Origin of the sequence: Acetobacter ascendens (assembly GCF_001766235.1) — a bacterium.
In the GTDB taxonomy this organism is placed as follows: Bacteria; Pseudomonadota; Alphaproteobacteria; order Acetobacterales; family Acetobacteraceae; genus Acetobacter; species Acetobacter ascendens.
The window spans coordinates 1,050,273-1,073,572 of record NZ_CP015164.1 but is presented as its reverse complement, the minus strand read 5'-3'; the positions used below and the strand labels follow the sequence as shown (position 1 = coordinate 1,073,572).

The 23,300-nt window shown below is 57.8% G+C and carries 19 protein-coding genes and 3 pseudogenes; 18 read left to right on the top strand and 4 right to left on the bottom strand.

Features of this window, described 5'->3' with window-relative positions:
* The first annotated feature begins 410 nt into the window (after positions 1 to 410).
* From recD2 to A4S02_RS05170, 3 genes are all read left to right on the top strand, one after another.
* Positions 411 to 2,597 (top strand): SF1B family DNA helicase RecD2, encoded by a 2,187-nt coding sequence (gene recD2 / locus A4S02_RS05180; protein ID WP_070323156.1) that lies wholly within the window; start codon positions 411 to 413, stop codon positions 2,595 to 2,597.
* A 179-nt stretch (positions 2,598 to 2,776) separates the two neighbouring features.
* The gene (locus A4S02_RS05175) at positions 2,777 to 4,054 is read left to right on the top strand and encodes a type II restriction endonuclease (protein WP_070323155.1); all 1,278 of its coding nucleotides are present in this window, start codon (positions 2,777 to 2,779) and stop codon (positions 4,052 to 4,054) included.
* Between the two features lie 88 nt (positions 4,055 to 4,142).
* On the top strand, positions 4,143 to 5,465 hold the full coding sequence (locus A4S02_RS05170) for a ClC family H(+)/Cl(-) exchange transporter (protein WP_228142460.1): 1,323 nt from the start codon (positions 4,143 to 4,145) through the stop codon (positions 5,463 to 5,465).
* 2 nt (positions 5,466 to 5,467) lie between these two features.
* On the opposite strand, the gene A4S02_RS05165 is transcribed toward A4S02_RS05170, so the two are convergent.
* The 4 genes and pseudogenes from A4S02_RS05165 to A4S02_RS15600 all read right to left on the bottom strand — a co-directional run bounded on the left by A4S02_RS05165 (position 5,468) and on the right by A4S02_RS15600 (position 10,572).
* The gene (locus A4S02_RS05165; protein WP_408736038.1) at positions 5,468 to 7,942 is read right to left on the bottom strand and encodes a heavy metal translocating P-type ATPase; all 2,475 of its coding nucleotides are present in this window, start codon (positions 7,940 to 7,942) and stop codon (positions 5,468 to 5,470) included.
* A 582-nt stretch (positions 7,943 to 8,524) separates the two neighbouring features.
* Positions 8,525 to 8,860, bottom strand: a pseudogene (locus A4S02_RS05160) (integrase core domain-containing protein); the annotation flags it as partial.
* Between the two features lie 116 nt (positions 8,861 to 8,976).
* Positions 8,977 to 10,059 carry an IS5 family transposase gene (locus A4S02_RS05155; RefSeq protein WP_208858931.1) on the bottom strand — a complete coding sequence of 361 codons (1,083 nt, stop codon included), beginning with the start codon at positions 10,057 to 10,059 and terminating at the stop codon, positions 8,977 to 8,979.
* Positions 10,060 to 10,074: 15 nt separating this feature from the next.
* Positions 10,075 to 10,572: a hypothetical protein gene (locus tag A4S02_RS15600; RefSeq protein WP_157885528.1), complete on the bottom strand. Its 498-nt coding sequence runs from the start codon at positions 10,570 to 10,572 to the stop codon at positions 10,075 to 10,077.
* An 11-nt stretch (positions 10,573 to 10,583) separates the two neighbouring features.
* On the opposite strand from A4S02_RS15600, the gene A4S02_RS05145 reads away from it, so the two are divergent.
* The 15 genes and pseudogenes from A4S02_RS05145 to A4S02_RS16040 form a co-directional block, all read left to right on the top strand.
* Positions 10,584 to 12,017, top strand: a complete 1,434-nt coding sequence (locus tag A4S02_RS05145; RefSeq protein ID WP_070323153.1) for a DUF6880 family protein — start codon at positions 10,584 to 10,586, stop codon at positions 12,015 to 12,017.
* Positions 12,018 to 12,035: 18 nt separating this feature from the next.
* Positions 12,036 to 12,347 carry a type II toxin-antitoxin system VapB family antitoxin gene (vapB, locus tag A4S02_RS05140; protein WP_019088952.1) on the top strand — a complete coding sequence of 104 codons (312 nt, stop codon included), beginning with the start codon at positions 12,036 to 12,038 and terminating at the stop codon, positions 12,345 to 12,347.
* Complete coding sequence (gene vapC, locus A4S02_RS05135) at positions 12,347 to 12,751, top strand: type II toxin-antitoxin system tRNA(fMet)-specific endonuclease VapC (RefSeq protein ID WP_003630720.1); 405 nt, start codon at positions 12,347 to 12,349, stop codon at positions 12,749 to 12,751. Before vapB ends, vapC begins: the two co-directional genes overlap by 1 nt.
* A gap of 194 nt (positions 12,752 to 12,945) precedes the next feature.
* Positions 12,946 to 13,146, top strand: coding sequence for a type II toxin-antitoxin system CcdA family antitoxin (locus A4S02_RS14895; protein WP_012813343.1), 201 nt, complete (start codon positions 12,946 to 12,948; stop codon positions 13,144 to 13,146).
* Positions 13,147 to 13,452 carry a CcdB family protein gene (locus A4S02_RS05130; protein WP_012813344.1) on the top strand — a complete coding sequence of 102 codons (306 nt, stop codon included), beginning with the start codon at positions 13,147 to 13,149 and terminating at the stop codon, positions 13,450 to 13,452.
* A 149-nt stretch (positions 13,453 to 13,601) separates the two neighbouring features.
* Complete coding sequence (locus tag A4S02_RS05125; RefSeq protein ID WP_003618686.1) at positions 13,602 to 13,862, top strand: type II toxin-antitoxin system RelB/DinJ family antitoxin; 261 nt, start codon at positions 13,602 to 13,604, stop codon at positions 13,860 to 13,862.
* Positions 13,859 to 14,152 carry a type II toxin-antitoxin system RelE family toxin gene (locus A4S02_RS05120; protein ID WP_070323152.1) on the top strand — a complete coding sequence of 98 codons (294 nt, stop codon included), beginning with the start codon at positions 13,859 to 13,861 and terminating at the stop codon, positions 14,150 to 14,152. The genes A4S02_RS05125 and A4S02_RS05120 overlap by 4 nt, the downstream gene beginning before the upstream one ends.
* 131 nt (positions 14,153 to 14,283) lie before the next feature.
* Complete coding sequence (locus tag A4S02_RS05115; protein ID WP_070323151.1) at positions 14,284 to 15,546, top strand: cation:proton antiporter; 1,263 nt, start codon at positions 14,284 to 14,286, stop codon at positions 15,544 to 15,546.
* Positions 15,546 to 16,230: pseudogene (locus A4S02_RS05110) on the top strand (YoaK family protein). Before A4S02_RS05115 ends, A4S02_RS05110 begins: the two are co-directional and overlap by 1 nt.
* Before the next feature lie 363 nt (positions 16,231 to 16,593).
* A protein-coding gene (locus A4S02_RS14890; RefSeq protein ID WP_249023703.1) for an IS630 family transposase occupies positions 16,594 to 17,542 on the top strand; the annotation gives its coding sequence in 2 pieces (ribosomal slippage) (positions 16,594 to 16,934 and positions 16,933 to 17,542; 951 coding nt in all).
* Between the two features lie 51 nt (positions 17,543 to 17,593).
* On the top strand, positions 17,594 to 19,261 hold the full coding sequence (locus tag A4S02_RS05095; RefSeq protein WP_070323150.1) for an AAA family ATPase: 1,668 nt from the start codon (positions 17,594 to 17,596) through the stop codon (positions 19,259 to 19,261).
* 50 nt (positions 19,262 to 19,311) lie between these two features.
* Complete coding sequence (locus A4S02_RS05090; RefSeq protein ID WP_070323149.1) at positions 19,312 to 20,697, top strand: IS1380 family transposase; 1,386 nt, start codon at positions 19,312 to 19,314, stop codon at positions 20,695 to 20,697.
* A gap of 131 nt (positions 20,698 to 20,828) precedes the next feature.
* Positions 20,829 to 21,560, top strand: coding sequence for an AAA family ATPase (locus A4S02_RS05085; protein ID WP_070323148.1), 732 nt, complete (start codon positions 20,829 to 20,831; stop codon positions 21,558 to 21,560).
* A gap of 342 nt (positions 21,561 to 21,902) precedes the next feature.
* Complete coding sequence (locus A4S02_RS05080) at positions 21,903 to 22,982, top strand: IS5 family transposase (RefSeq protein WP_070323147.1); 1,080 nt, start codon at positions 21,903 to 21,905, stop codon at positions 22,980 to 22,982.
* Between the two features lie 109 nt (positions 22,983 to 23,091).
* Positions 23,092 to 23,283, top strand: a pseudogene (locus A4S02_RS16040) (SDR family NAD(P)-dependent oxidoreductase); the annotation flags it as partial.
* Positions 23,284 to 23,300: the final 17 nt, after the last annotated feature.

Here is a 23,300-nt window from a genome sequence, read left to right as displayed (position 1 = left end):
GCTGCTCCTGTTGCTGCGACCGGAACCAGTCCCGTGCCGCACGACGGGCCATGAGGCGGACCAGCGCCACAAGACGCGGGTCGGGGGCATTGAGGCGCAGGACGAGCCGCAACTCGGGCTCGGGCGGCCGATACGCCGTGGCAATGGACTGGCTGGGTCTGTCCGTCATCGTCGCTCTCTTCCGACCGTAAGGCAAGGAAAACAGACACACGATCCGGACAGATGACTGTTATTTCAATGGAAAACGGTAATACGAGAAGGCGTGCATGCGCGTGCTCCAGAGTGCGGAATCGTAGTTATGGGTAGTCCCGGATAGTGGCGCGTCGTACAAATACTGGCTTACGGCGGCATCACGGAAGGGGAGGGCGAGTCATGAACGATACGGGAGTGCCGTTCTTCCGGCAGGTCGGATGAGCGGGCGCGCCATCGACTCTTCGCCCACGGAAGCGCTGGCTGGCCTCGTGGAGCGGGTGACGTTCCACAACGCCGAGAACGGCTTCTGCGTCCTGCGGGTGAAGGTGCGGGGGCAGCGCGATCTGGTCACTGTTGTCGGCCATGCCGCCATGATCTCGGCAGGCGAGTTCGTGCAGATGTCGGGGCGCTGGTTCAACGACCACACCCACGGCTTGCAGTTCAAGGCGGAGTTCCTCAAGGCCAGTCCGCCGACCACGGTCGAAGGCATAGAGCGCTATCTCGGCTCGGGCATGATCCGGGGCATTGGTCCCGTCTATGCCAAAAAACTGGTGAAAGCGTTCGGCGAGGCCGTGTTCGACCTGATCGAGCAGGAACCGCATCGCCTGCGGGAAGTGACAGGCATTGGTCCCAAGCGGGCCGAACGGATTGTCGGTGGCTGGGCAGACCAGAAGGTGATCCGCGAGATCATGCTGTTCCTGCACAGCAACGGCGTCGGCACCTCGCGGGCGGTAAGGATCTTCAAGACCTACGGGCAGGACGCGGTCCAACTGATCAGCGAGAACCCCTATCGGTTGGCGAAGGACATCCGGGGCATCGGCTTCAAAACCGCCGACCAGATCGCCCGGAAGATGGGGATCGCGCCTGATGCCATGATCCGGGTGAGGGCCGGGATCTCCTATGCCCTTGGTAAGGCGATGGATGAAGGGCATTGCGGCCTCCCGGTCGGTGAACTCCTGACCAGCACCGCCGAACTGCTGGAGGTCGCCGCCCCTCTGATCGAAACAGCCCTCGCGCTGGAGCTGGAAGCGGGAGACGTGGTCGCTGATAGCGTGGGCGATACGGGCTGTATCTTCCTGACTGGTCTCTATCGTGCCGAGCAGAGCATCGCCGAGCGGTTGCGCGCCTGTGCCATTGGCTGTCCACCCTGGCCTGACATCGACGCTGAAAAGGCCATGACCTGGGTGGAAGGCAAGACCGGGCTGGCTCTGGCCTCCAGCCAGCAGGAGGCGGTGCGCCTTGCCCTGAACAGCAAGGTGCTGGTGATCACGGGTGGTCCTGGCGTGGGCAAGACCACGCTGGTCAACGCCATCCTCAAGATCGTGACCGCCAAGGGCACGGACGTGCAGCTCTGCGCCCCGACCGGCCGGGCGGCGAAGCGCCTGTCGGAAAGCACCGGACTGGAAGGCAAGACCATCCATCGACTGCTGGAGACGGATCCGGCCAGTGGCACCTTCAAGCGGGACGATACCAACCCGCTGACCTGCGATCTTCTGGTCGTGGACGAGGCCAGCATGGTCGATGTGCTGCTGATGCGATCCCTGCTGCGCGCCTTGCCCGACAGCGCGGCTCTGCTGATTGTGGGCGACGTAGACCAGTTGCCGTCTGTCGGGCCGGGGCAGGTGCTGGCCGACATCATCGGCTCCGGTGCTGTCCCTGTGGTGCGGCTGACTGAGGTGTTCCGTCAGGCGGCACAGAGCCGGATCATCACCAATGCGCATCGGATCAACGAGGGCAGGATGCCCGAACTGAGCGCGGAAGAGGGATCGGATTTCTACTTCGTGGAGGCGGTCGAGCCCGAGGTCGGGCTGCGCAAGTTGCTGGCCGTGGTGAGGGATCGCATCCCGGCGCGGTTCGGGCTGGACCCTGTTCGCGACGTGCAGGTGCTTTGCCCGATGAACCGGGGTGGCCTTGGGGCGCGGTCGCTGAATATTGAATTGCAGCAGGCGCTGAACCCGCCGGACGAGGTGAAGGTCGAGCGGTTCGGCTGGACCTATGGTCCGGGCGACAAGGTGATGCAGATCGCCAACGATTATGACCGGGATGTCTTCAATGGAGACCTCGGCGTTATCGGCAGGATCGATGTGGAAGAGGGCGAACTGACGGTCTCATTCGATGGACGGGATGTCGTTTACGGCTTCGGCGAGTTGGACGAACTGGTGCTGGCCTACGCCACCACCATCCACAAGAGCCAGGGCTCGGAATACCCGGCGGTGGTGATCCCGCTGGTGACCCAGCACTACGCCATGCTGGCGCGGAACTTGCTCTATACCGGCGTGACACGGGGAAGGAAACTCGTCGTATTGGTGGGGCAGAAGAAGGCGCTTGCCATCGCTGTGCGCAACCAGGGCGGGCGGCGGCGGTGGTCGAAGCTCAGGGAATGGCTTGCGGGTAGTTTTGCATGACGGAGCGATGCCTCCATGTCGGCTTCCGCCCTCATCCCGGTCATAAGCGGGGCTATTCGACTTTCCGGAAAGCGGACATGAGTATCTTAAACCTCGCCAGGCCTTGCGATTATCCGCATTGACGTGAGATGCTGTTACAATCAGTGTCAAGAGCGAATATAATTGTAGCTTCTGGACTGATGACCGACCTTATTCGAGACCTTATCCTTCGCTGGCGTGATGATCCGGCAGGCACCTATCAGAGCTGGTTTTTGTGGGATGAACGCCTCAAGAACTTCCGGTCTATCCGCCGTGGTCTGCAGCAGGTCGTTACCGAGATTACCGCTGGCACATTCGGGGTCGCCTATCGTGGCTCATCCCTGGAAACAGTTGTTCATTCGATCGCTGAACAGCGTCAGATATTCAAGGGTGCGGATCATGCATTCCTGTGGAAGCCGAAGCTACGCATTCCCGATATCTACGAAAATCCTGCAAACCAGAAAGCATTCGGGCAGCTTCTCGATACCTGCCTGTGTTGCAATACCGACGAGCACGTGGTCTCGGCCATCCACGCGATCGATGCCCGGAAGATAAAAGGGCTGGGACCAGCCGTCGCCAATCTGCTGTATTTCCTGCATCCTACGATCATGCCGCCTTTCAATACGGCAATCGTGAACGGCTATAACGCCTTGACCGGATCAAAGATGAAGTTGGGCCGATGGGAGGAATATCTTGCCATGCGGCAGGGCATTCTGAAGCTGAATGCGACCTATCGTTCGCTGCTGTCCAATGATCTGGGCGCTATCGGAGGACTGCTGTTTGATCTCGGAAGCGGACGCTATACAGCGCCACCTCTCGAGGATAACGAAACAGCGCGGAAACTCTGGGAAGCCGATCTTCACCAGGTGAGGGAGCAGAGCGCAAAAGAGGCTCGGATACTGGCAGCAGAGCGGGAAACGGATCATACCCATACCGAGATTCAGGGCTGGCTTCGCGATCTGGGGCATTCTCTGGGTTACGATGTCTGGATTGCGGCCAATGATCACAGTCGTCCATGGCAGGACGGTAAATTGGGGGATGGCTGCCTGTCGGTGTTGCCAGGGTTCACGACGGAAACGCAGGGAGCGGAATCCGTGCATCTGATCGATGTCCTATGGCTAGACCGGGACAGCCACAGGATTGTGGCAGCCTTCGAGGTCGAGCATTCAACGACCATCTATTCAGGCATCGTGCGCATGCTGGATCTTGCTCTTGGGTCGGAGGCGCAGGCTCTGGAAGGACTGTTCCTTGTTGCTCCAGACAAGCGGGAAGCCGATGTGCGCGAACAGTTGAAGCGACCGGCCTTCAGCAGGATTGCCGATCTGAAAGTCCGGTATCTACCTTATGGGGCGCTGGAGAAGGATCGCGCAGCTATCGCCCGCTTTGGTCACGGACTGAAGCCTGTCCAGGCGATTTCGCATGCTTTGACACCGATCTGATGTTGTTATCGGCATAAGAGCAAAGATGCTAAACTTTTCTCAGACTCCGGGGTCGGGTTTGCAACGATGATAATCCGGCAAGAAGGCGATGGCAGACACCACTCATAGTCAGGAAACACAGCACGCGGTGATGATCCAGCCGCCTAGCAGTCTCACTGTGCTTTCCCTTCTTTCCATTCTGACAGGTGTCGTTGTCGGAGCGGTCTGTGGGACATTCCGGCTGTTACTTGAACATGCTGCGGGGTTGAGAACGACGCTGGCGCTTGATGTCCTGCACCCGCTTCCCGCCGGTCTGATGATTATTGCGATCGGCAGCATCACGGCCTTCATCGCGGCCTGGATGGTCAGGCGGCTGGCGCCTCTGGCTTCTGGAAGTGGGATCCCTCATGTCGAGGCCGTCCTGGCCGGACTTGCAACACCAGCTTCTGTCGGCCTGATCCCGGTCAAGTTCATCGGAGGATTGCTGGCCATCGGCGGAGGACTAGCGCTGGGGCGTGAGGGGCCGAGCGTGCAGATGGGTGCCACGGCTGCCAATACGATCGGTCGGCTGTTACGGTTGGGACCGGCGGATTGCCGGTCATTGCTGGCGGCTGGTGCCGGAGCTGGACTGGCGACAGCGTTCAATGCGCCAGGCGCTGGCGCGATCTTTGTGCTGGAAGAGCTGGTCGGCAAATTCGAGGCGCGAACCGCCTGTTCCGCACTCGGTGCTTCCGTGTCCGCCATCCTTGTCGCCCGCGCGTTGCTGGGCGGTGATCCTGATTTCGTGGTGGCCGACAGTCCCATGATCATCAGCGTTTCAACGCAGGTGCTGTTCTTGCTGACGGGGCTTGCAGTTGGCTTGCTCTCGGTCGTTTACAACCGGACAGTTCTGGCCACGTTACGGCTGGCTGAACGGATGAATGCCAGCGTGGAAATCCGGGCTGCGGCAATCGGCGCGATCGGTGGGCTGATCGTCTGGCTTACACCTCACCTTGCTGGTGGAGGCGACTGGATCACGCAAAGCGCCATCGATGGAACGCTGATCTGGACAGCGCTGCCAGGATTGTATGCCCTGCGTCTGGTCTTCGGCTCGATTTCCTATGCCGCAGCAACGCCGGGTGGCCTCTTCGCTCCCATGCTGACTCTGGGTGCTCTGACCGGTCTGGGCTGCGGAGATCTGGCCCATGTTCTGGCGCCCACGCTGGCGGGGCGGAGCACACCCTTTGTTGTGGTTGGTATGGCGGCAATGTTTGCGGGAGCAGTGCGGGCACCTTTGACCGGGATCATTCTTGTGACGGAAATGACAAATACGCCCAGCCTGCTGCTTCCGCTGCTTTCGGGCAGTTTTGCCGCGATGTTCGTGGCCGACGGCATGGGGGAAGCACCGATTTATGAGGCATTACGCACCCGCGCCGCGGCCGAAAAACGCTAGGTTCAGTCTTTCCCCCGACCAAGCCGAAGCGCGTTAGTGACAACCGTCACGGACGACAGAGCCATGGCCGCGCCGCCGATAACCGGTGAGAGAAGAAGCCCGCAGATCGGATAGAGCACACCGGCGGCGATCGGAATGCCGATCCCGTTGAACAGGAAAGAGAAAGCCAGGTTCTGCCGGATGTTGCGCATGGTCGCATGGGCAAGCCGTCTGGCCCGGACCAGTGCTTCCAGGCTGCCATGCGCCAGAGTGATCCCGGCGCTTTCGATCGCTACGTCAGTGCCGGTTCCCATTGCGATCCCGACGGATGCGGCCGCAAGAGCTGGAGCATCATTCACGCCATCGCCCGTCATCGCGACATGTGCGCCCTGCGCCGTCAGGTGTTTGACGATATCGGCTTTGTCCTGTGGCTTCAGACCGGCATGGACTTCCGCGATATTTCCCGCCTGCGCCGCCACAGCCTTCGCCGTCGCATCGCTGTCACCCGTGAGCATGATGATCCGCAGACCATCGGCGTGGAGCGCCGCAAGAGAGGCCCGCGTATCCGCGCGGAGAGGGTCCGCCACGGCGATCAGCCCGGCGAGCCTGCCGTCTACCGCCACAAACATCACCCCGGCTCCGGCTTCACGATGCGCCGTCGCGCTAGCTTCAACAGGGGACGCATCAGCGCCAGCCTGCTTCAGACACTCGGCATTGCCCACGACGACGACATGGCCCTCAACGCTGCCGCTCACGCCCAGTCCCGGCTGCGACTCGAAATGGGTAAGAACGCCGGGCTCCCCATGGCGGTCTTTCAGGCCCTGAACGATAGCCTGTGCCAGAGGATGCTGGGAGTGTGTCTCCACAGAGGCGGCATAACACAGCACATCGTTTTCCGGCCAGCCATTGGCTGCCTCCACGGCGATGAGCTTGGGGTGTCCTTCCGTCAGCGTGCCGGTCTTGTCCACAACCAGCGTATCCACCCTGTCGAGCGCCTGAAGCGCTTCGGCATTGCGGACCAGAACGCCCTCGCGTGCGCCCCGCCCTGTACCGACCATGATTGACATGGGCGTGGCCAGCCCAAGCGCGCAGGGACAGGCAATGATCAGCACCGAGATGGCATTCAGAAGAGCATGCCCAAAGCGCGGAGCCGGTCCAACGGCGTACCATACGATGAAAGTCAGCACGGAAATAGCCAGCACCAGCGGGACGAACCATCCGGCCACCCGGTCGGCCACGGCCTGAATGGGTGCGCGGCTGCGCTGGGCGGTGGCAACCATCTTCACGATCCGCGCCAGCATGGTATCGCTGCCGACGGCCTGCGCTTCGATTTCGAGGCTGCCATTGCCGTTGATCGTACCGCCAGTCACCGTGCTGCCGATCTTTTTGGCAACGGGTGCTGGCTCCCCGGTAATCATGGCTTCGTCAACGCTGGATGTGCCATCGAGAACCCTGCCGTCGACAGGGATCGACTCTCCCGGCAGCACCCGCAGTCGGTCTCCGACCCCGACAGCGTCCACGGCTATGTCTGTCGGCTGCCCGTTCTCTCCGATACGGTGAGCCTGTTTTGGTGTGAGATCCAGCAGGGCGCGAATGGCATCACCGGTGGCGGCACGTGCACGGAGTTCCAGAACCTGTCCCAGCAGAACCAGCGCAACGACCACGCCCGCCGCCTCATAATAGACCGGCAGGGCTCCGTCGGGCATCCTGAAGCTGGCCGGGAACGCCCCCGGTGCGAACGTCGCGGCCAGACTATAGCCAAACGCGGCGCCGACGCCGAACATGATGAGCGTGAACATGTTGAAGTGACCGGTCCGCAGTGAGGCGAGTCCACGCTGGAAGAAAGGCAGTCCTGCCCAGCAGACAATCGGAGTGGTCAGCGCAAGCTGAACCCAGGGAGACCATGGTCCCGGAACAAGGTGCAGGCCGACATCGCCCCCCATGGCAATGAGCATCAGAGGAACCGCAAAAAGCACGGAGACGATCAGACGACGTCTGAAATCATGCAGTTCGGGGTTTTCCGTCTCTGCTCCCGTCGGTTCCTCCGGCTCCAGCGCCATGCCACAGAGCGGACAGTTCCCCGGATGATCCTGCCGGATCTGCGGATGCATCGGGCAGGTCCAGATCATCCCCGGCGTACCCTCTCCGGCGGCGGAAGGCCGTTGCGGCGCATGATGGCAGCTCATGCCCCGCATGGAAGGCACCGCCTTTTCCTGCACTTCTTTCACAGGTTCCAGCGTCATGCCGCATTTGGGGCATGTGCCGGGATGCGCTTCCCTGATCTCGGGATGCATCGGACATGTCCAGACGGTTGCAGGTATCACATCATTTTTGACGAATGCCGTTGGATTATCCTCGAATTTCTTTTGACAGTGGCCGCTGCAGAAAAAAGAGATGTGACCATTACGATCGCTTTTGAACCTGCTGGTAGCCGGATCAACCAGCATCCCGCATACGGGATCGCGTGTTTTCGTGTTGGCTAATAACATCGTTGGCATTGTTTTTGTTCCGGATATGAAGAGGTGAATGTCTTTAAGTTACCGGTGCCTCGACAGAAGATGTGACGGTGTCTTCATTCTTAAGACCTTATTCGGTGATGCGCGTGATTATGCATCCGGGCAAGCATGAATCTGAGAAAGACCGCGATCAGGTTGCACTGAGTTGCGAGAGCCACGTTGAGGCGTCGAGGTGGTAAAGAGTGAAAAATGAGTATAAAAAGTGGTTTGAGAACGTGGCGAATGGATATGGCCGGATTCCAACTCGAGGTTATGTAAGTGAGTAGCCCCGAGCCATCGATGCGGTTCAGAACGCGCAGTGTGGTACAAGTGACGGTGTCTGTCGCAATCAGATCTCCGCCAGCTTCACTGTTGAAGGATATGAACCAGATTATGCTCCAGTTGAATTGACGGAATCCAAGTCAATGCGGAACAACAGACGCATGATGGTTTCACTTTGGTTAAATTTACGCGATTGAAGCGTTAGAAAAAAATTTGTTTCCACAGTCTGGGAGTTAAGGATTCTCAGTCCAACAATGGTCCGTTGGTAATCCCCCCATTTTTAGTGGGGCATTGAATGAGAATTCAGGCAGCTGTTTTTAGTTTCTGGGCGGGGGTTAGCCCGCTGTTCCCCATGTTGGGTCTGTCATGGTTATATGTCCAGAGCCATTGTGTTGCGACCTCCTGCACGTCCTGAATGCTTTCAAACAAATACTGCTCCAGCCATTCCTGCCGGACAGTTCTGTTGTAGCGTTCAATATAGGCATTCTGCTGCGGATTACCCGGTTGCGTATAGATCAGGGTAATCCCCTGTTTTTCGGCCCATGAAACCAACGTATGACTGACATATTCAGGGCCATTATCCATTCGGATGGCTTCTGGCCTGCCACGCCACTCCATAACCTGGAGGGTTCGAAGAACCGTTGATTGATTTCCCTTCTGCCTGATTTCAGGTTTTTAGCGAGTTGATTGCTGGTTCGTGGACCTGATTTTCACTCTGCGTATTGAGCAGAGAGAGGGTCTCATGCCCTGAATTGCTACGCGCTCGCGTTAATCCGCTCCAGGAGGAGAAAGCGGCGCATATTATAGACGATATTGGCCAGCCCGATCCTCATGGTGGCTCGGGTTATCCCTACGGTTCGTATGAACAGTCCTGTCTGCGATTTCTGATCGGCAAAAACATGCTCGACACGCGACCGAATAACGGACTTTCCGGCGTTGGATCTCTGTATATGTCGTGGCATCGGCTTGAGATGAGGCTTTTTCCTGTGAACCTTCGAGACAAAGCCATGCTTGTCCATGAAGTCCTCATTGGCTTTTGAGCGGTAGGCTGTATCCGCCCAGACTGTTGATGCCATATTGGTTTTATCCAGCAGGCCCTCGCGTAGTCTGGCACCATCGCTGGCCGCTGCATCGGTCGCTTTCCATTTGCGGATCAGCCGAAATTTCCGGTCGATGGAAACATGCGATTTATAGCCAAAGAAAGGGATGGCCAGATCTGTTGCGGGCATACTCCCGTCATCCTGACGCTTTGCTTTCGTGAACTTCAATGTCCATCGGGCATGACGATCTTTATGGGACAGCTTTGAGGGCTTGTCCTGCCAATCCTGCGGGATCCGTCCTTCGCGCAGATCGGCCTTCTCTTCATTGGTATTGCGCTGCTTTGGGGCCGCTACCAGTGTAGCATCCAGGATCTGACCTGACATGGGGAGATAACCGGCATTCCGCAGGGTCGCATCAAAGCGGTTGAACAAAACATCAATTGCTCCCGCCTGTGTCAGACGCTCACGAAACAGCCAGACGGTCTTGGCATCAGGCACGCGGTCAGACAGCCCCAGACCAAGAAAGCGCATGAAGGACAGGCGGTCGTTGATCAGGTATTCCGTCCGTTCGTCGGACAAATTGTTCAGCGTCTGGATGACCAGAATTTTGAACATTAGCACTGGATCAAACGGAGGACGCCCGCCTTTGCTTCTGTCTGAATAGGCCAACGCCTTGTTCAGCTCCGGACGGAATACCTCAAAATCCACAGTCTGGGAAAATGCTTCAAGTTGGTCACCAAGCCCACTCAACCGAGCAAGCCGCTCTTCAACATCAAAGAAACCAGACTGCGTCATCAGCCACTCCTCCAGTCATCACACAAGAGAGGGAATCACACAGAGAGACCTAAAACCAGAGGGTTTTTCGAACCCTCCATCTGTGACGCGGCTGGAAGCGGCGTTTACGCTGATGATCGTCTGGCCGGGGTGCAATTTCTTGGGCTCCATCGCGTCGTCGATCATCTCGAACGGGAAGGGCTTCGGATTGAGGCAGTTCCTGTGCCATCTCTGTCGCCGCCAGCGCCGGTCGCGGTGACTCTGGCCGCGTTCCTGGCAGCGCGAGAACGGGCGACCCTTGCAGAAATCATGCAAAACGTGATCGATGTGCCGCCGGAAAAAGAGCTGCTTGTTATGCTCAAAAATGCAGGATGGGAGCCACGAAGGACCGCCACCGGGCGCTTCTGGGTAAAAACCAGGGGGTGAATAGCTGACATCGGATACGTCCGTCCGGCTTGGATGGGCGTATCCGATGAAAGGAAGGCCCTGACACGCCGGACCAACACTGGGCGATTGCGCTTCCTGAGGGAGAGCCATAACCTGCTTCCATGACTCGAAATCCCTCTGAAAAGCCCAAGTCCCGTGCCTCAGCGAAAGTCGGCACGACTGTCACGAAGGATAATCTGAAGGCGCTTGGTGCGAACCGACTTGCGGACCTGCTCATCGAACTGGCAGGGCAGGACACCGCACTGACCCGCAGGCTTCGCATGGCGCTGACAGCGGTTCACGCGAAGGATAAACTCGGCAAGGAGATCGAAAAGAGACTGCGCACGATCCAGCGTTCCCGTGGGTTTCTGCCCTGGGACCGGATCCGTCCTCTGGCTGCTGAACTTGATACCTTGCGGCAATCCATCCTGGGTGACGTTGCCTCTGCCGATGTCGGGCAGGCCATTTCAGCCATGAGGCTGCTTGTGGAGATTGCCCCATCCGTCTACGAGCGCTCGGACGACAGTTCCGGATACCTGTCGGACGTCTTCCGGGAGGCCGCTTCTGATCTTGGCGTTCTCTGGGGACGACAGGCCAACCGGGATCCCGCCATCGTTGTCACAGACCTTCTTACGCTTCTCGATGATGACGGGTATGGCACCTGTGATCGTCTGATCGCCGCGTGCGGCACGGCATTAGGCGAAACGGGCGCAGCCATGCTCAGAACTATGCTTCTGGCACGACTGCGCGACCTTCCTGCGTCAAAGGGGAATAGCGATTATCATACCGACATCGCGCGTATGCAGGTGATCAGGCACCTGCGGGATCTTGCGGATGCCATGGGTGACGTTGATGCGTATAGTGAAGCTGTCAGCCTGAGTGACCGCCAGTATGCCTATACCGGCGACGTCGCACGCCGCTTGCTGGACAAGGGGCGCGCCCGGGAGGCACTTGACTGGCTCGACCGGGAAACTGAAGAGAACTCTCGCTTTTACAAGGAAAACGACGATCTGCGGATTGAAGCATACGAGGCCGTTGGAGACCGAGACAAAGCTCAGGCTCTGCGATGGAACGTTTTTCGGGAACGCCTGAGCCTGCCGCACTGGAAAGCCTATCAGCGTCATCTCAGTGATTATGATGCGATCGACGCCGAAGAGCAGGCACTCGATCACATCCGGAATTTCCCGAATAGAAGCGTGGTCCTGTCTACTCTTCTGGAATGGCCCGCTCTCGACGAAGCTGCCCGTCTCGTGCGGCATCATACAGCGGAACTGGACGGACGGGACTACGGGACGCTGCGTCCGGCAGCGGAACGTCTATCTGAAGCTTATCCCAACGAAGCGACGCTGCTCTACCGTCTGCTGGTCGAGGCCGTGCTGGACAGGGCGCTTTCCCGTTACTACGCCTATGCCGCAAAGGATCTTGCGTCCTGTCAGCGACTTGCACCCATGTTGACCATGGCTGAAGGCATGGAATCCCATGAAACGTTCATGACCCGGTTGAAGGCTTCACATAAGCGCAAACTGGGATTCTGGTCATTGATCGCCGTGCCCTGAGAGCAGGGTTGGGGGAAAATGGTCTGGCCAGTATTGCGAGCGAATTCCATTGTTACCCGGCAAGAGTTTGGATATACTGTCGGCATATCCCAAATGGAGGTTACGATGCTCACCCGCACGACGCTCTTTCTGTCCAATCGCTCCCAGGCCGTGCGTCTTCCCAAAGCGGTTGCATTTGACGTCAACCTGAAAGACGTCGTGATCATCCCGGACGGTGCGCGTCGTATAATCGCACCTGCAAATGCCGCATGGGACGATTTCTTTGCCGCGCCGGGCACTCCACTGCCTGAGCGTGATCAGCCGAGGATGCAGGAACGCGAAAGCTTCTGATGCTTCGTTATCTTCTGGATACAAACTTTTGCATTCGTGTCCTGCGTGATCGTCCGCAAGGCTTGCGTGAGCGTTTCAATGATAACGCCGAGGCGCTCTGCATCTCGGATGTCGTGCTTTACGAACTTCTCTATGGAGCCGAAAAATCTCACGATCCGGCAAAGATTCGACGTGAGGTTGAGCATTTTGCCGCACGTCTGTCTGTTTTGCCGTTTGATGATGACGCCGCAGCCCATACAGCGGAAATCAGGGCAGAGCTGGAAAAGCGTGGCTGTGTCATCGGCCCATACGATTTGATGATTGCCGGGCACGCTCGAAGCAGGGGGCTTGTCGTTGTGACTGGAAACTTACGAGAACTTACGAGGGTAGATGGGTTGCGATCTGAGGATTGGACGGCCGGTTAGGGGTAAGATGAGCTTCTGCCTCATGTCAGACGTAACAGGAATTGCCGGAGTTTTCTGAAAGCAGGCATATAGCGAGATGATAATATGCGCATGGAAATGTGCATAAACATGTGCTATGTTTCAGTTCTCATGTAAATAGGATCAAAGCTATGGTTCGTGTGCACTCCACCAGCCCGTTACGTCGTCCCACTAATGTGACGTTACCTGCTCAGTTACTCGAAGAAGCCAGATCGCTTGATCTCAACATATCGCAGGCCTGCGAACAGGGGTTGAAGTCAGCGATCGCTTCGGTTCGTGCTCAACAATGGCTCGCAGAAAATCGCTCCTCTCTTGAAGCATCCCGACAGTATGTCGAAAAGAATGGTCTTCCTCTGGCGGATTATCGGAACTTCTGAATGGCGCGTTTTGATGTGTATTGTTTGGCCGGACGAGGTGAAGCGCGTTTCGTTTTAGATGTGCAGGCAGACCTGCTTGACGAGTTGGGCACCCGCATTGTGGTGCCGCTTTTATCACAGAAAGTGGCACCCAGGCCGGCAAAGAGACTGAATCCGATTTTCGTAGTCGATGACCAGTCGTTCGTTATGATGACACAGTTTATGGCTGCTGTACCTGACCGTGATCTGAAAAAAGTCGTGACGTCATTGTCTCTTTATCAGGATGAAATCATCCAGGCTATTGATCTACTTTTAACTGGTTTCTGAGGGAGAGCCTTGGTCGGCTTCCGCCCTCTTTTCTGCCGTTTCCGCAACCGATCAGGTTTCTCGAATGCAGACATCAGCATCGACCATCTTTCGCTTCATTTGTACCAACAACTGTGATACATATGTGCATACACGCAAGGAGGCTTTGTATGTCTGCTGTTACATTCCGGGTAGATGAAACGCTGAAGGCAGCCGCAGTTAAGAAGTTGTCGGCTCAAGGCATTTCACTTTCTGACGCACTGCGCGATACGCTCGCGTATATTGCTGAAACGGGTCGCTCTCCCGTCAAGCGGAGGCTTGTCACAGACGAGGATGCGGAGCTTATCGAGATTGTGCGCGAACGCCTAAAAAACCCTGCCCAAAAGCATCGTATGACTTTTGCAGAGCTTAAGAACCGTCATCGCGAATGAAAGAGTATTGTCTTGAATTCGACGACAGAGCACTCAGAGAGTGGGATGCTCTTGACGGCAGCGTGCGTAAGAAATTTGAAAAGAAGCTGGAAAAGCTGATCTGGAACCCTCACTCTCCAGGAAACGAACTGCATCGCGACCTATCAGGGTTTTATAAGATCAAGCTTCTGAAAGATGGTTACCGCCTTGTTTATCAGGTCATCGACGAACGGATCGTCATCTATGTAATTGCCGTTGACCGGAGAGCCGATAATGAGATTTATGAACTGGCTTCGAACCGAACAGAGTGAATTTACTTTCTTGGTAGAAAGTCAGCTCCCGCCCTCATTTTTGCCATTCAATGTCCGGTTAAGTTTCTCGAATAACAGACTATTCCCGGTTTTTCTTGACGTGAGGCGCCAGGGCGGCCAGCGATGAGGCCATGGATACAATCAGTCTTCTTGCCCTGCTCCTGACCTTCTCGGCAGGCTTCAGCATTCTCAACCACCACACATTGCGTGTTCCTGTCACGATTGGCGTTCTGGTCTTCTCATTGCTGACCTCGCTGTTGGTCATGATCCTGAACCCTCTGATCCCGGCCTATGACCTTCAGGCTCTCCCACGGTCTGTACTCGGCGCGATCAATCTGCCTGCGGCACTTCTGAACGGTGCCCTGTCGCTGCTGCTTTTTGCGGGAGCCATGCAGGTGGATGCCGGGCATCTGCGAGCAAAGCTGATGTCTGTGACCGCTCTCTCCATTCTGGGAACCGTTCTGGCCGTGGCGTTTCTGGCGGTCGCGGCGTGGTGTGTTTTCCCGCTGCTGGGCCATGCCGTTCCCTTTACATGGTGCATCGTGCTCGGCGCTATCCTCGCTCCGACAGACCCGGTTTCGGTCGTGGGAATGCTGAAACGTCTGGGACTGCCAGGACCGCTACAGGCCGTCTTTGCGGGCGAGAGCCTGTTCAATGACGGCGTGGGCGTCGTCATTTTCGGTGTGACGATCGGGCTGGCGACTGGAGACAGTCAAGGGGTGGGCGCTTCTGAGATTGCCATGAGCTTCTGCCGCGAAGCGCTCGGTGGTGGTCTTCTTGGAGCGATAACCGGGTGGATTGCTCTTCGTGTGCTCAAGGGACAGCGTGACCCGCATATTGATCTGCTGACCTCGCTGGCTCTGGCGACCGGAACCTTCAGCATCGCCAATCAGTTGGGGATGTCCGGTGCGATTGCTGTCGTCGTGGCCGGTCTCTGCTTCGGAACCAGCTACAGCCATTCCATTTTCGATGAAGTATCGCGCAAGGAACTCGACATTGCATGGACGCTGATTGACGAAGTGCTGAACGTCCTGCTGTTCATGCTCATCGGCTTTGAAATACTGGAGATCACGCCGCATCTGTTCACGGTTCTGGCGACGCTTGCCGTGATCCCGCTGTCCATTGCCGTGCGGGCATTGAGTGTGCTGTTCTCCACCCTGCCGGTTCATCTCCGGCAGTGGGAGCGGGGCCGTGTCCTCGGCATCCTGACATGGGGCGGCCTGCGTGGCGGCATCTCGGTTTCTCTGGCGCTTGGCCTACCACCCGGAGACCTGCGCGACCTGCTACTGCCTGTTTGCTATGGTGTCGTGGTGTTCACCATCATCGTGCAGGGTCTGACCATGGAGCGGGTCGCCCGCAGGCTCTATCCGTCAATCGCTTCCCGGTCGCAATAATGCCCTCCTCCCTTCTCCCGGTCTCGATTTCCGCCCGGCGGGTTCTCATTCTCGGGCTTGTCGCAGGCTATGTGGATGCCCTGAGTTTCGTCGATCTGAGCGGTGTCTTTGCCGGCGCGATGACCGGCAATACCACGCATATGGGTGCCTCGTTTATCAGTGGGAACTGGCAGCACGGCCTGCTTCTGATGGGTGTGCTGGGCGTATTTTTTTCTTGCCGCTATTCTGGCCAGCCTGATGCGGCTGTTATGGTCGCCAGCTTGCGGGGTCATGGTCATGACGATCTTCATGGTTCTGGCGCAGGCGGTTCAGGGATCGTCCCTGCGTTACTGGGGAGAATTTCTCGTGCTTCCGGCGCTTCTGGCCGTGCAGGGCGAAACGATCGCGAAATTCTCCGGCACGCCCATGCCCACGATCGTCGTGACGACAAACCTGTTAAAAGCCGCATCGGGAATTGCGGAATGGATGGCGTCATGGATTGCGCCGGACAGGAACATTCGCCCTATCGCAGGAAGCATTTTTCTGCCGCTACTTTCGTGGGGGGCTTTTCTGGCAGGCGTGATGGCCGCCGCTACGGGGCTGGCCCTGCACGGTAGTTTTCCGTTCCTGTGGCCCGTCCCGCTCCTTGTCTTTCTATACCGGGATATCTGGAAAACAGAACGTGCAGGGCAAGACGATAATTGAACACTCAGTCCGGCAGGACCAGATCAGACGTGGGACGTAATGCGTTCACGAATGCGAATATGCCTCTCGGTTAGGTCGGGTTTTCATGCCTGACAGCCGACATTCTCCTTTCCCCTCTGAACTGCCTGTCCGCTCAAGGAACGTGAAGTAGACGTTACCCGATGGACAGACGGTCCTACCGTACATGTGCAAGGGTCATTGGCATGAACCCTCCAGCACAAGAACGGACCCATGTGGAGAATGCGGCTGGAAGCATGGCGCGCAGACGGCTAGAGCATAATCCGATCTAATAGGTTCATTTTAAGATTCCCATACTGGTCGAAATCTGATTCATACTATGTGCCGGTATGGAGGCCGGCCCGTATGACCCGAGCCCTGTCTGCTGACCTTCGCCGCCGCACGATTGCGGCTGTTGCCTCTGGCATGACCCGTCGTGCGGCGGCGGTTCGTTTTGGTGTGTCTTCGTCGAGCGTTATCCGCTGGGTTGCTGAGTGGCAGGCCAGCGGTCGTGACCATGCGCTTAAACAGGGCGGCGATCGCCGTTCTCACCGGATTGAAGCGTGGTCAACCTTCCTGCTGGCCGCGATTGAAACAAAGGCCGATATTTCCCTTGTCGAACTGGCGGAGACACTTGCAGCGGAACACGGTGTCCGCTTTGCGCCGAGCACGATCTGGCGCTGTCTCGACCGTCACGACATGACCATCAAAAAAAACGGCGCACGCCAGCGAGCAGACACGGCCCGACGTCGCACAGCAGCGCGAGGCCTGGTTTGACAGCCAGCCTGACCTTGATCCGACCCGTCTGATCTTCATCGACGAAACAGCCGTCTCAACGAAGATGGCTCGCCTGCGGGGGCGGTCACAACGGGGCACGCGCTGTCGGATGTCCGTGCCCCACGGGCACTGGAAAACCACGACGTTCATCGGCGGGCTGCGCCTCTCCGGCATGACAGCACCGATGATGCTGGACGGCCCAATGACCGGCGAATGGTTTGCCGCCTATACCCGCAAGGTGCTCGTTCCAACCTTATCACCGGGAGACGTCGTCATTCTGGACAATCTGCCCGCCCATAAAGGAGCCGTTGCCCGCGAGGCTGTGGAGGCAGTCGGCGCCAGGTTGTTGTTCCTGCCGCCCTACAGTCCTGATTTCAACCCGATCGAAAACATCTTCGCCAAAATGAAGGCGTGGATCAGACGGGTGGCACCGCGAACCCTCGACGCTCTTCAAAATACCGTCTGTGGAGCAATTGACGATATCTCTCATCGCCAGGCCGCCGCGTGCTTCACCGCCGCTGGATATGAACCAGACTGATCGGATTATGCTCTAGCTTAGTTCCAGGGAGTCCATTTCTTGGGGGCGTAGATGCTGACTTTAATTGGGATTGCTGGCGAGGCGACATATCCAGCCGCAGGTGAGACGCTCACCGACCTCAAGAAAATCAACTACCTCTTCGGTCACAATGGCTGCGGGAAGACCACTGTATCCCGCGCCATCCACGATCCTGCCGTCCGTGCCGGCTATAGCGTCTCATGGAAGGACGGCCGGGCGATAGCGACACTCGTCTACAACCGTGATTTCGCCGAAGCCAACTTCGGAGAGCAGCTGAAGGGCATCTTCACACTCGGCGAGGATTCAACGAAAGCCGTCGAGAAGATCGAGAGCCTGCAGCAGCAGATCGGCAAGCTCGACCGCGAAATCGGCGGGCTGCGCCAAAAGCTCGAAGGCGACGATGGCACGGGAGGTAGCCGTAAGGATCTTGCAGACGCGCGATCGCTCCTCGACGAGGCATGCTGGAAATCGCAGCAAGCCCACAAGGCGGTTTTCGAGAAAGCCATGACCGGCCACCGCCATGGCAAGGTCGCCTTCTGCGACAAGGTGCTGAAGGAGGCTGCGGAGAACAACACCGACGTCGCCACCCTTGAGGATCTCATCGTGCGCGCCGCGACCGTCTTTAAGGATGCAACGCCGCCGGAAGCCGCTATCCAGCCGATCGCCTTCACCGCCTTCCCCACCTTGGAAAAGTCGGCGATCCTCGGACGGAAGATTGTCGGCCGTGACGACGTCGTCGTTGCGGCCCTGATAGGTCGGCTGGGCAACAGCGACTGGGTCAAGCAGGGCGTGGAGTATCTTGCGGCAGCGGACGGCTCGTGCCCATTCTGCCAGCAGGTTGCCCCGGCGAATCTGATCGAAGATCTGAACGCATTCTTCGACGAGCAGTATAAGGCGGATCTCGCAGAGATCGCGCAACTGTCCACACGCTACGAAGCAGCCACGAAGGCCGTGTGTGATCGCCTCGATGTCCTCGTGGCCTCGCCTGGCAGGTTTATCGATTCGGAGACACTCACCGAGCGCTACCACGCCCTGAAGACGGCGTTCGAACTCAACCACGAGTGGTTGGTAGCGAAGCGTCGCGAACCCAGCAGCGAGATCACGCTCGAGTATACGAAGGAGTTCGCGAGCGCGATCAGCGATCTGCTGATGCAGGCGAACACCGTGATCGATGAATACAACGAGACCATCCGTGACCTGTCGAAGTCGAAACGCACCCTGACCTCGCAGGTATGGCGCTTCATTGTCGAGGAGCGCCGGACCGACCTTACAACGTACGACGCGTCAGCGACCAAGCTCGGCAAGATGATCGAGGGCCTCGAAGCCAAGATCGCAGAAAAGAAGGGCGAGCGTGCGCGGCTCGATGCTCAGTTGAAGGCCAAGGAAGCTAGTATCACGAGCGTTAAGCCGACGGTTGACGAGATCAACCGCATCCTCTTCTCATTCGGCTTCACCAGCTTCAAGCTGGCCGTCGCTAGCGAGCGCGGGGATATGTACCGGATCGTTCGTCTCGATGGATCCGACGCCGCGAAGACGTTGAGCGAAGGCGAGCGGTCGTTCATCACCTTCCTCTACTTCTATCACATGCTGGCCGGCAGCACATCCGGCTCAGGCACTACAGCCGATAAGGTGGTGGTGTTCGACGATCCCGTCTCGACGCGGAAATCTCACAGAAGGGTTGTACATCGGGTTAGATTATGAAAAAGTCTGTTTTGTAGAAAAGATATTTTCATAAGCTATAAGAAAACCCGATGCAGACAGAGTGTAGCGCAGGCGCGTATGAGTTTCCAGCCTCCTGTGGACGGCGTGTTGTGGCCCGTTTTGACGGGGGTCGCATGAGTTCGGATGGCGGTGTCATTCTGGTGAAGCAGGCTGATGACATTCTGGGGCTCAGCCGCCGCTTTGCTGCCTGTTTTCGCGATAAGCGGCATCCCGGCTTTGTGGAATACCGGGTTGAAGACCTTGTCCGTCAGCGGATCATGGGCCTGGCACTGGGCTATGAAGACCTTAATGACCATGACGCTTTACGTCATGATCCTGTCATGGGTCTGGTATCGGGACGTCTGTCAGGAAGCCGGGCCAACTGTGCGGCACTGGCAGGAAAATCCACGCTGAACCGGTTGGAGCGCAGTGGGCAGCAGGCAGATCGTTACTGCCGCATCATTGCTGATCATGAGGCCCTGGCTACCCTGTTCGTGACGCTTTTCATGGACCAGCATGAGCGCGCACCCGCCCGGATCGTTCTGGATGTGGATGCCACCGATGACCGTATCCATGGCCATCAGGAAGGCCGGGCCTTTCATGGATATTACGGCCATAACTGCTATCTTCCCCTGTATGTCTTCTGCGGGGACCATCTCCTTAGCGCTACCCTGCGCACGGCAGACAGGGACCCGGGGAAGGAAGCACTGGCAGACATCCGCCGGATCGTGGAGCAGATCAGGAGCCGCTGGCCCCGGGTGCGTATCCTGGTGCGTGGGGACAGCGGTTTCGCCCGGGACAGTCTGATGACATGGTGCGAAGACAACCACGTTGACTTCCTGTTTGGGCTTGCAGGCAACACCCGCCTGTATGACCGGATTGCCTCTTTGTCCGCTGAGGTTCGTGACGAAGCCGCCACGACAGGCAAAGCGGCGCGCGGCTTTGCCTCCTTTGACTGGATCACAAAGGACAGCTGGACGCGCCGCAGGCGGGTCGTGGCCAAGGCCGAATGGCGCCACGGCAACCGCTATCATCGCTTTATTGTCACCACGCTACCGCAGGGAATGTCCGACCCCCGCCATCTCTACGAACAGATTTACTGCGCACGCGGGGATATGGAAAACCGCATCAAGGAATGCCAGATGGATCTGTTCTCAGACAGGACCTCGTCCCACACCATCCGGGCCAACCAGCTCCGGCTGTGGTTCTCGGCCGCTGCCTATGTCCTGCTGACCGCTCTGCAAAGACTGGCCCTTGGCCAGACCAGCCTGGAGACGGCGACCTGTGGCACCATACGCGCACGACTGCTCAAAATCGCGACACGTGTAACGCTCAGCGTCCGTCGGATTGTCCTGTCCATGCCGGACATGTTCCCCTGTCAGCATGAATTCGCCCTCGCTCATGCACGATTGCGAAGGCTCCGGCAGGCCATCTGAAGAAACAGACAGTGCACAGACCACATAGCTTCCACCAACACTGCCTTCTCAGGCCGTGACACCCTCACTGCGTTCAGAACCCGCTGCCAGAAGCAGAATATCGTCAATATTCCAGATCGGGCTCCTGTGGGATGACTGAATTCTACAAAATGACCCGAAATTGCCTCAAGTGTGAGAAATCCGCGTCGAGCCTAGATTCCGATGTTCTGTTCATCGTCAGCGCGCTCATCCGGAAGGTGGTCGGCGATGTGCGCGCCGGAAAGGGCTCGGTCCGGCAGGTCTTTGTGCTGACGCATAACATCTACTTTCATAAGGAGGTGAGCTACGATCGGGATCGCCCCGCCTCAGGTTGCCGACGGGACGAGACTTTCTGGGTAGTGCGGAAGCGCGACAACGTCTCGTCGCTTCACCACTACGCGTTCAATCCGGTGAAGACATCCTACGAGCTGCTCTGGGAGGACGTGCGCAATTCCGAGCGCGCCAACCTCACCATCCAGAACACGCTGCGGCGGATCGTCGAGAACTATCTCGTTGTCCTCGGCGGCTGGAAACAGGATGCCATTGTCGCGCTCTTCACCGGTCGCGACGCCCAAGTCTGCGCCTCGCTGTTCTCATGGATCAATGACGGGTCTCACAGCGCGCACGACGACATTTATCTGGCAGCCGACGACAACGCCGTCCAGAGCTACCTTCGCGTGTTCGAGCAGGTCTTTGAGAAAACCGGTCATATCGCCCACTACAGCATGATGATGCGGATCAGCGACGAGGACGAGGGCGAGCCGGCGGAAGGCGAGACGCACCCTGCCGCCGTCGAAGCGGCATCTCCACCTCAGGGCACGCCAGCTTCGGCCCCAGCGGCGTGAGGCGGCGGGCGACCGGTCAGATCCGTGTCGCCCCCGGTGACTGTCGATCAATTCGGCTACATCCCGATTAGCTCGGCCCGCGTTTATCGTCGACGATTCCCCGCACGGAATGTTAGGCGGGTTCGACGGATGTTACGGATACCGTCACGTCCCCTCGGCCGCCGATTGCCGTCACGACAATGAGCACTCGGAGTGCATCTCGCGCCCGACGACCGACTTTGCGATCTCCACAAGATGTGGATGATGGGTGAAGAACAGGACCTGGAGGGTTCTAAAAACCCCCTGGTTTTGAGGTCTTCTGTATGATTCTATTTCTTCTGCGTTGATTGAGGGAATGGCGATATGAAGCAGCCTGGTTTCTTTGATGTTGAAGAGCGCCTTGCCCGGCTGAGTGGGCTTGGCGATCAGCTCGAAGCGTTTTCCCGGACTGTGGATTTTGAAGCGTTCCGTCCTGATCTGGACAAGACCCTGGCGTATTCCGATGGAAGCAAGGGCGGACGACCGCCATTTGATCCTGTGCTGATGTTCAAGATCCTGGTGATCCAGACGCTCAACAATTTGTCTGATGAGCGGACGGAATATCTGATCAACGATCGCCTCTCCTTTATGCGTTTCCTTGGGCTGGGACTTTCAGATCGGGTGCCGGATGCCAAAACGGTCTGGCTGTGTCAAAAGCGTCTGACCCAGGCGGGTGCGATCGATGGGCTGTTCAACCGCTTTGATGCGACCCTGCGTAACGCCGGGTATTTGCCGATGTCAGGCCAGATCCTGGATGCCACGCTGGTAGCGGCTCCGAAGCAGCGGAACACCAATGCAGAGAAAGCGGATCTGCGAGCAGGCCGTATTCCTGAAGACTGGCAGGACAAACCCGCAAAGCTGTCGCACAAGGATCGTCATGCGCGCTGGACACTGAAGTTCACGAAGGCGAAGCGGCAGGATGATGGAACCATGCCATCCAGCGATCTCGCCATCCCGTTCTTTGGCTATAAATCGCATGTTTCCATCGGTCGGAAATACCGGTTCATCCGCAAATGGAAAACAACGCATGCCGCTGCCAGTGATGGCGCGCGATTGAGAGAGGGGCTTCTGGATAAAACCAATACGGCCTCAAGTGTCTGGGCCGACACGGCCTATCGCTCAAAAGCCAACGAAGACTTCATGGAAAAGCAGGGCTTTGTTTCCAAGGTTCATCGCAAAAAGCCGCATCTCAAGCCTATGCCCCGGCATATCCAGAAATCAAATGCTGGAAAGTCGGTCATCCGCTCGCGTGTCGAGCATGTCTTTGCCGATCAGAAGTCACAGACGGGGCTGTTTGTCCGGACTGTCGGTATCAGTCGAGCCACCATGAGGATCGGGCTCGCCAATATCGTCTACAATATGCGCCGCCTCCTCTTCCTCGAAAGATTGAACGCGAGCGCATAGCCATCCAGCGAGAGACAACTCCCAATCTGCTCAAAACGCAGACTGGACGCCATCGCAAAAACTGTCAATCAAATCGCCAAAACCCAGAAATTACCGGCCAAGCACATCAATCAAGGGTTCTTCGATCCCTCCAACTGGCGTTTCTGCTGGTCTGGGCGTTGAAACCGTGCGCGCCCTTGCTGCACATGGCGCCCAAGTGGTGGGTGCCGCGCGCAACCTGACAAAAGCAGAGCATGCCACCGGACAGGTCCGTGCAGATGCCGAGCATGGGGGAGGGACGTTTGAACTGATCGCCTTAGAGCCCTTTTGGAAATTCGC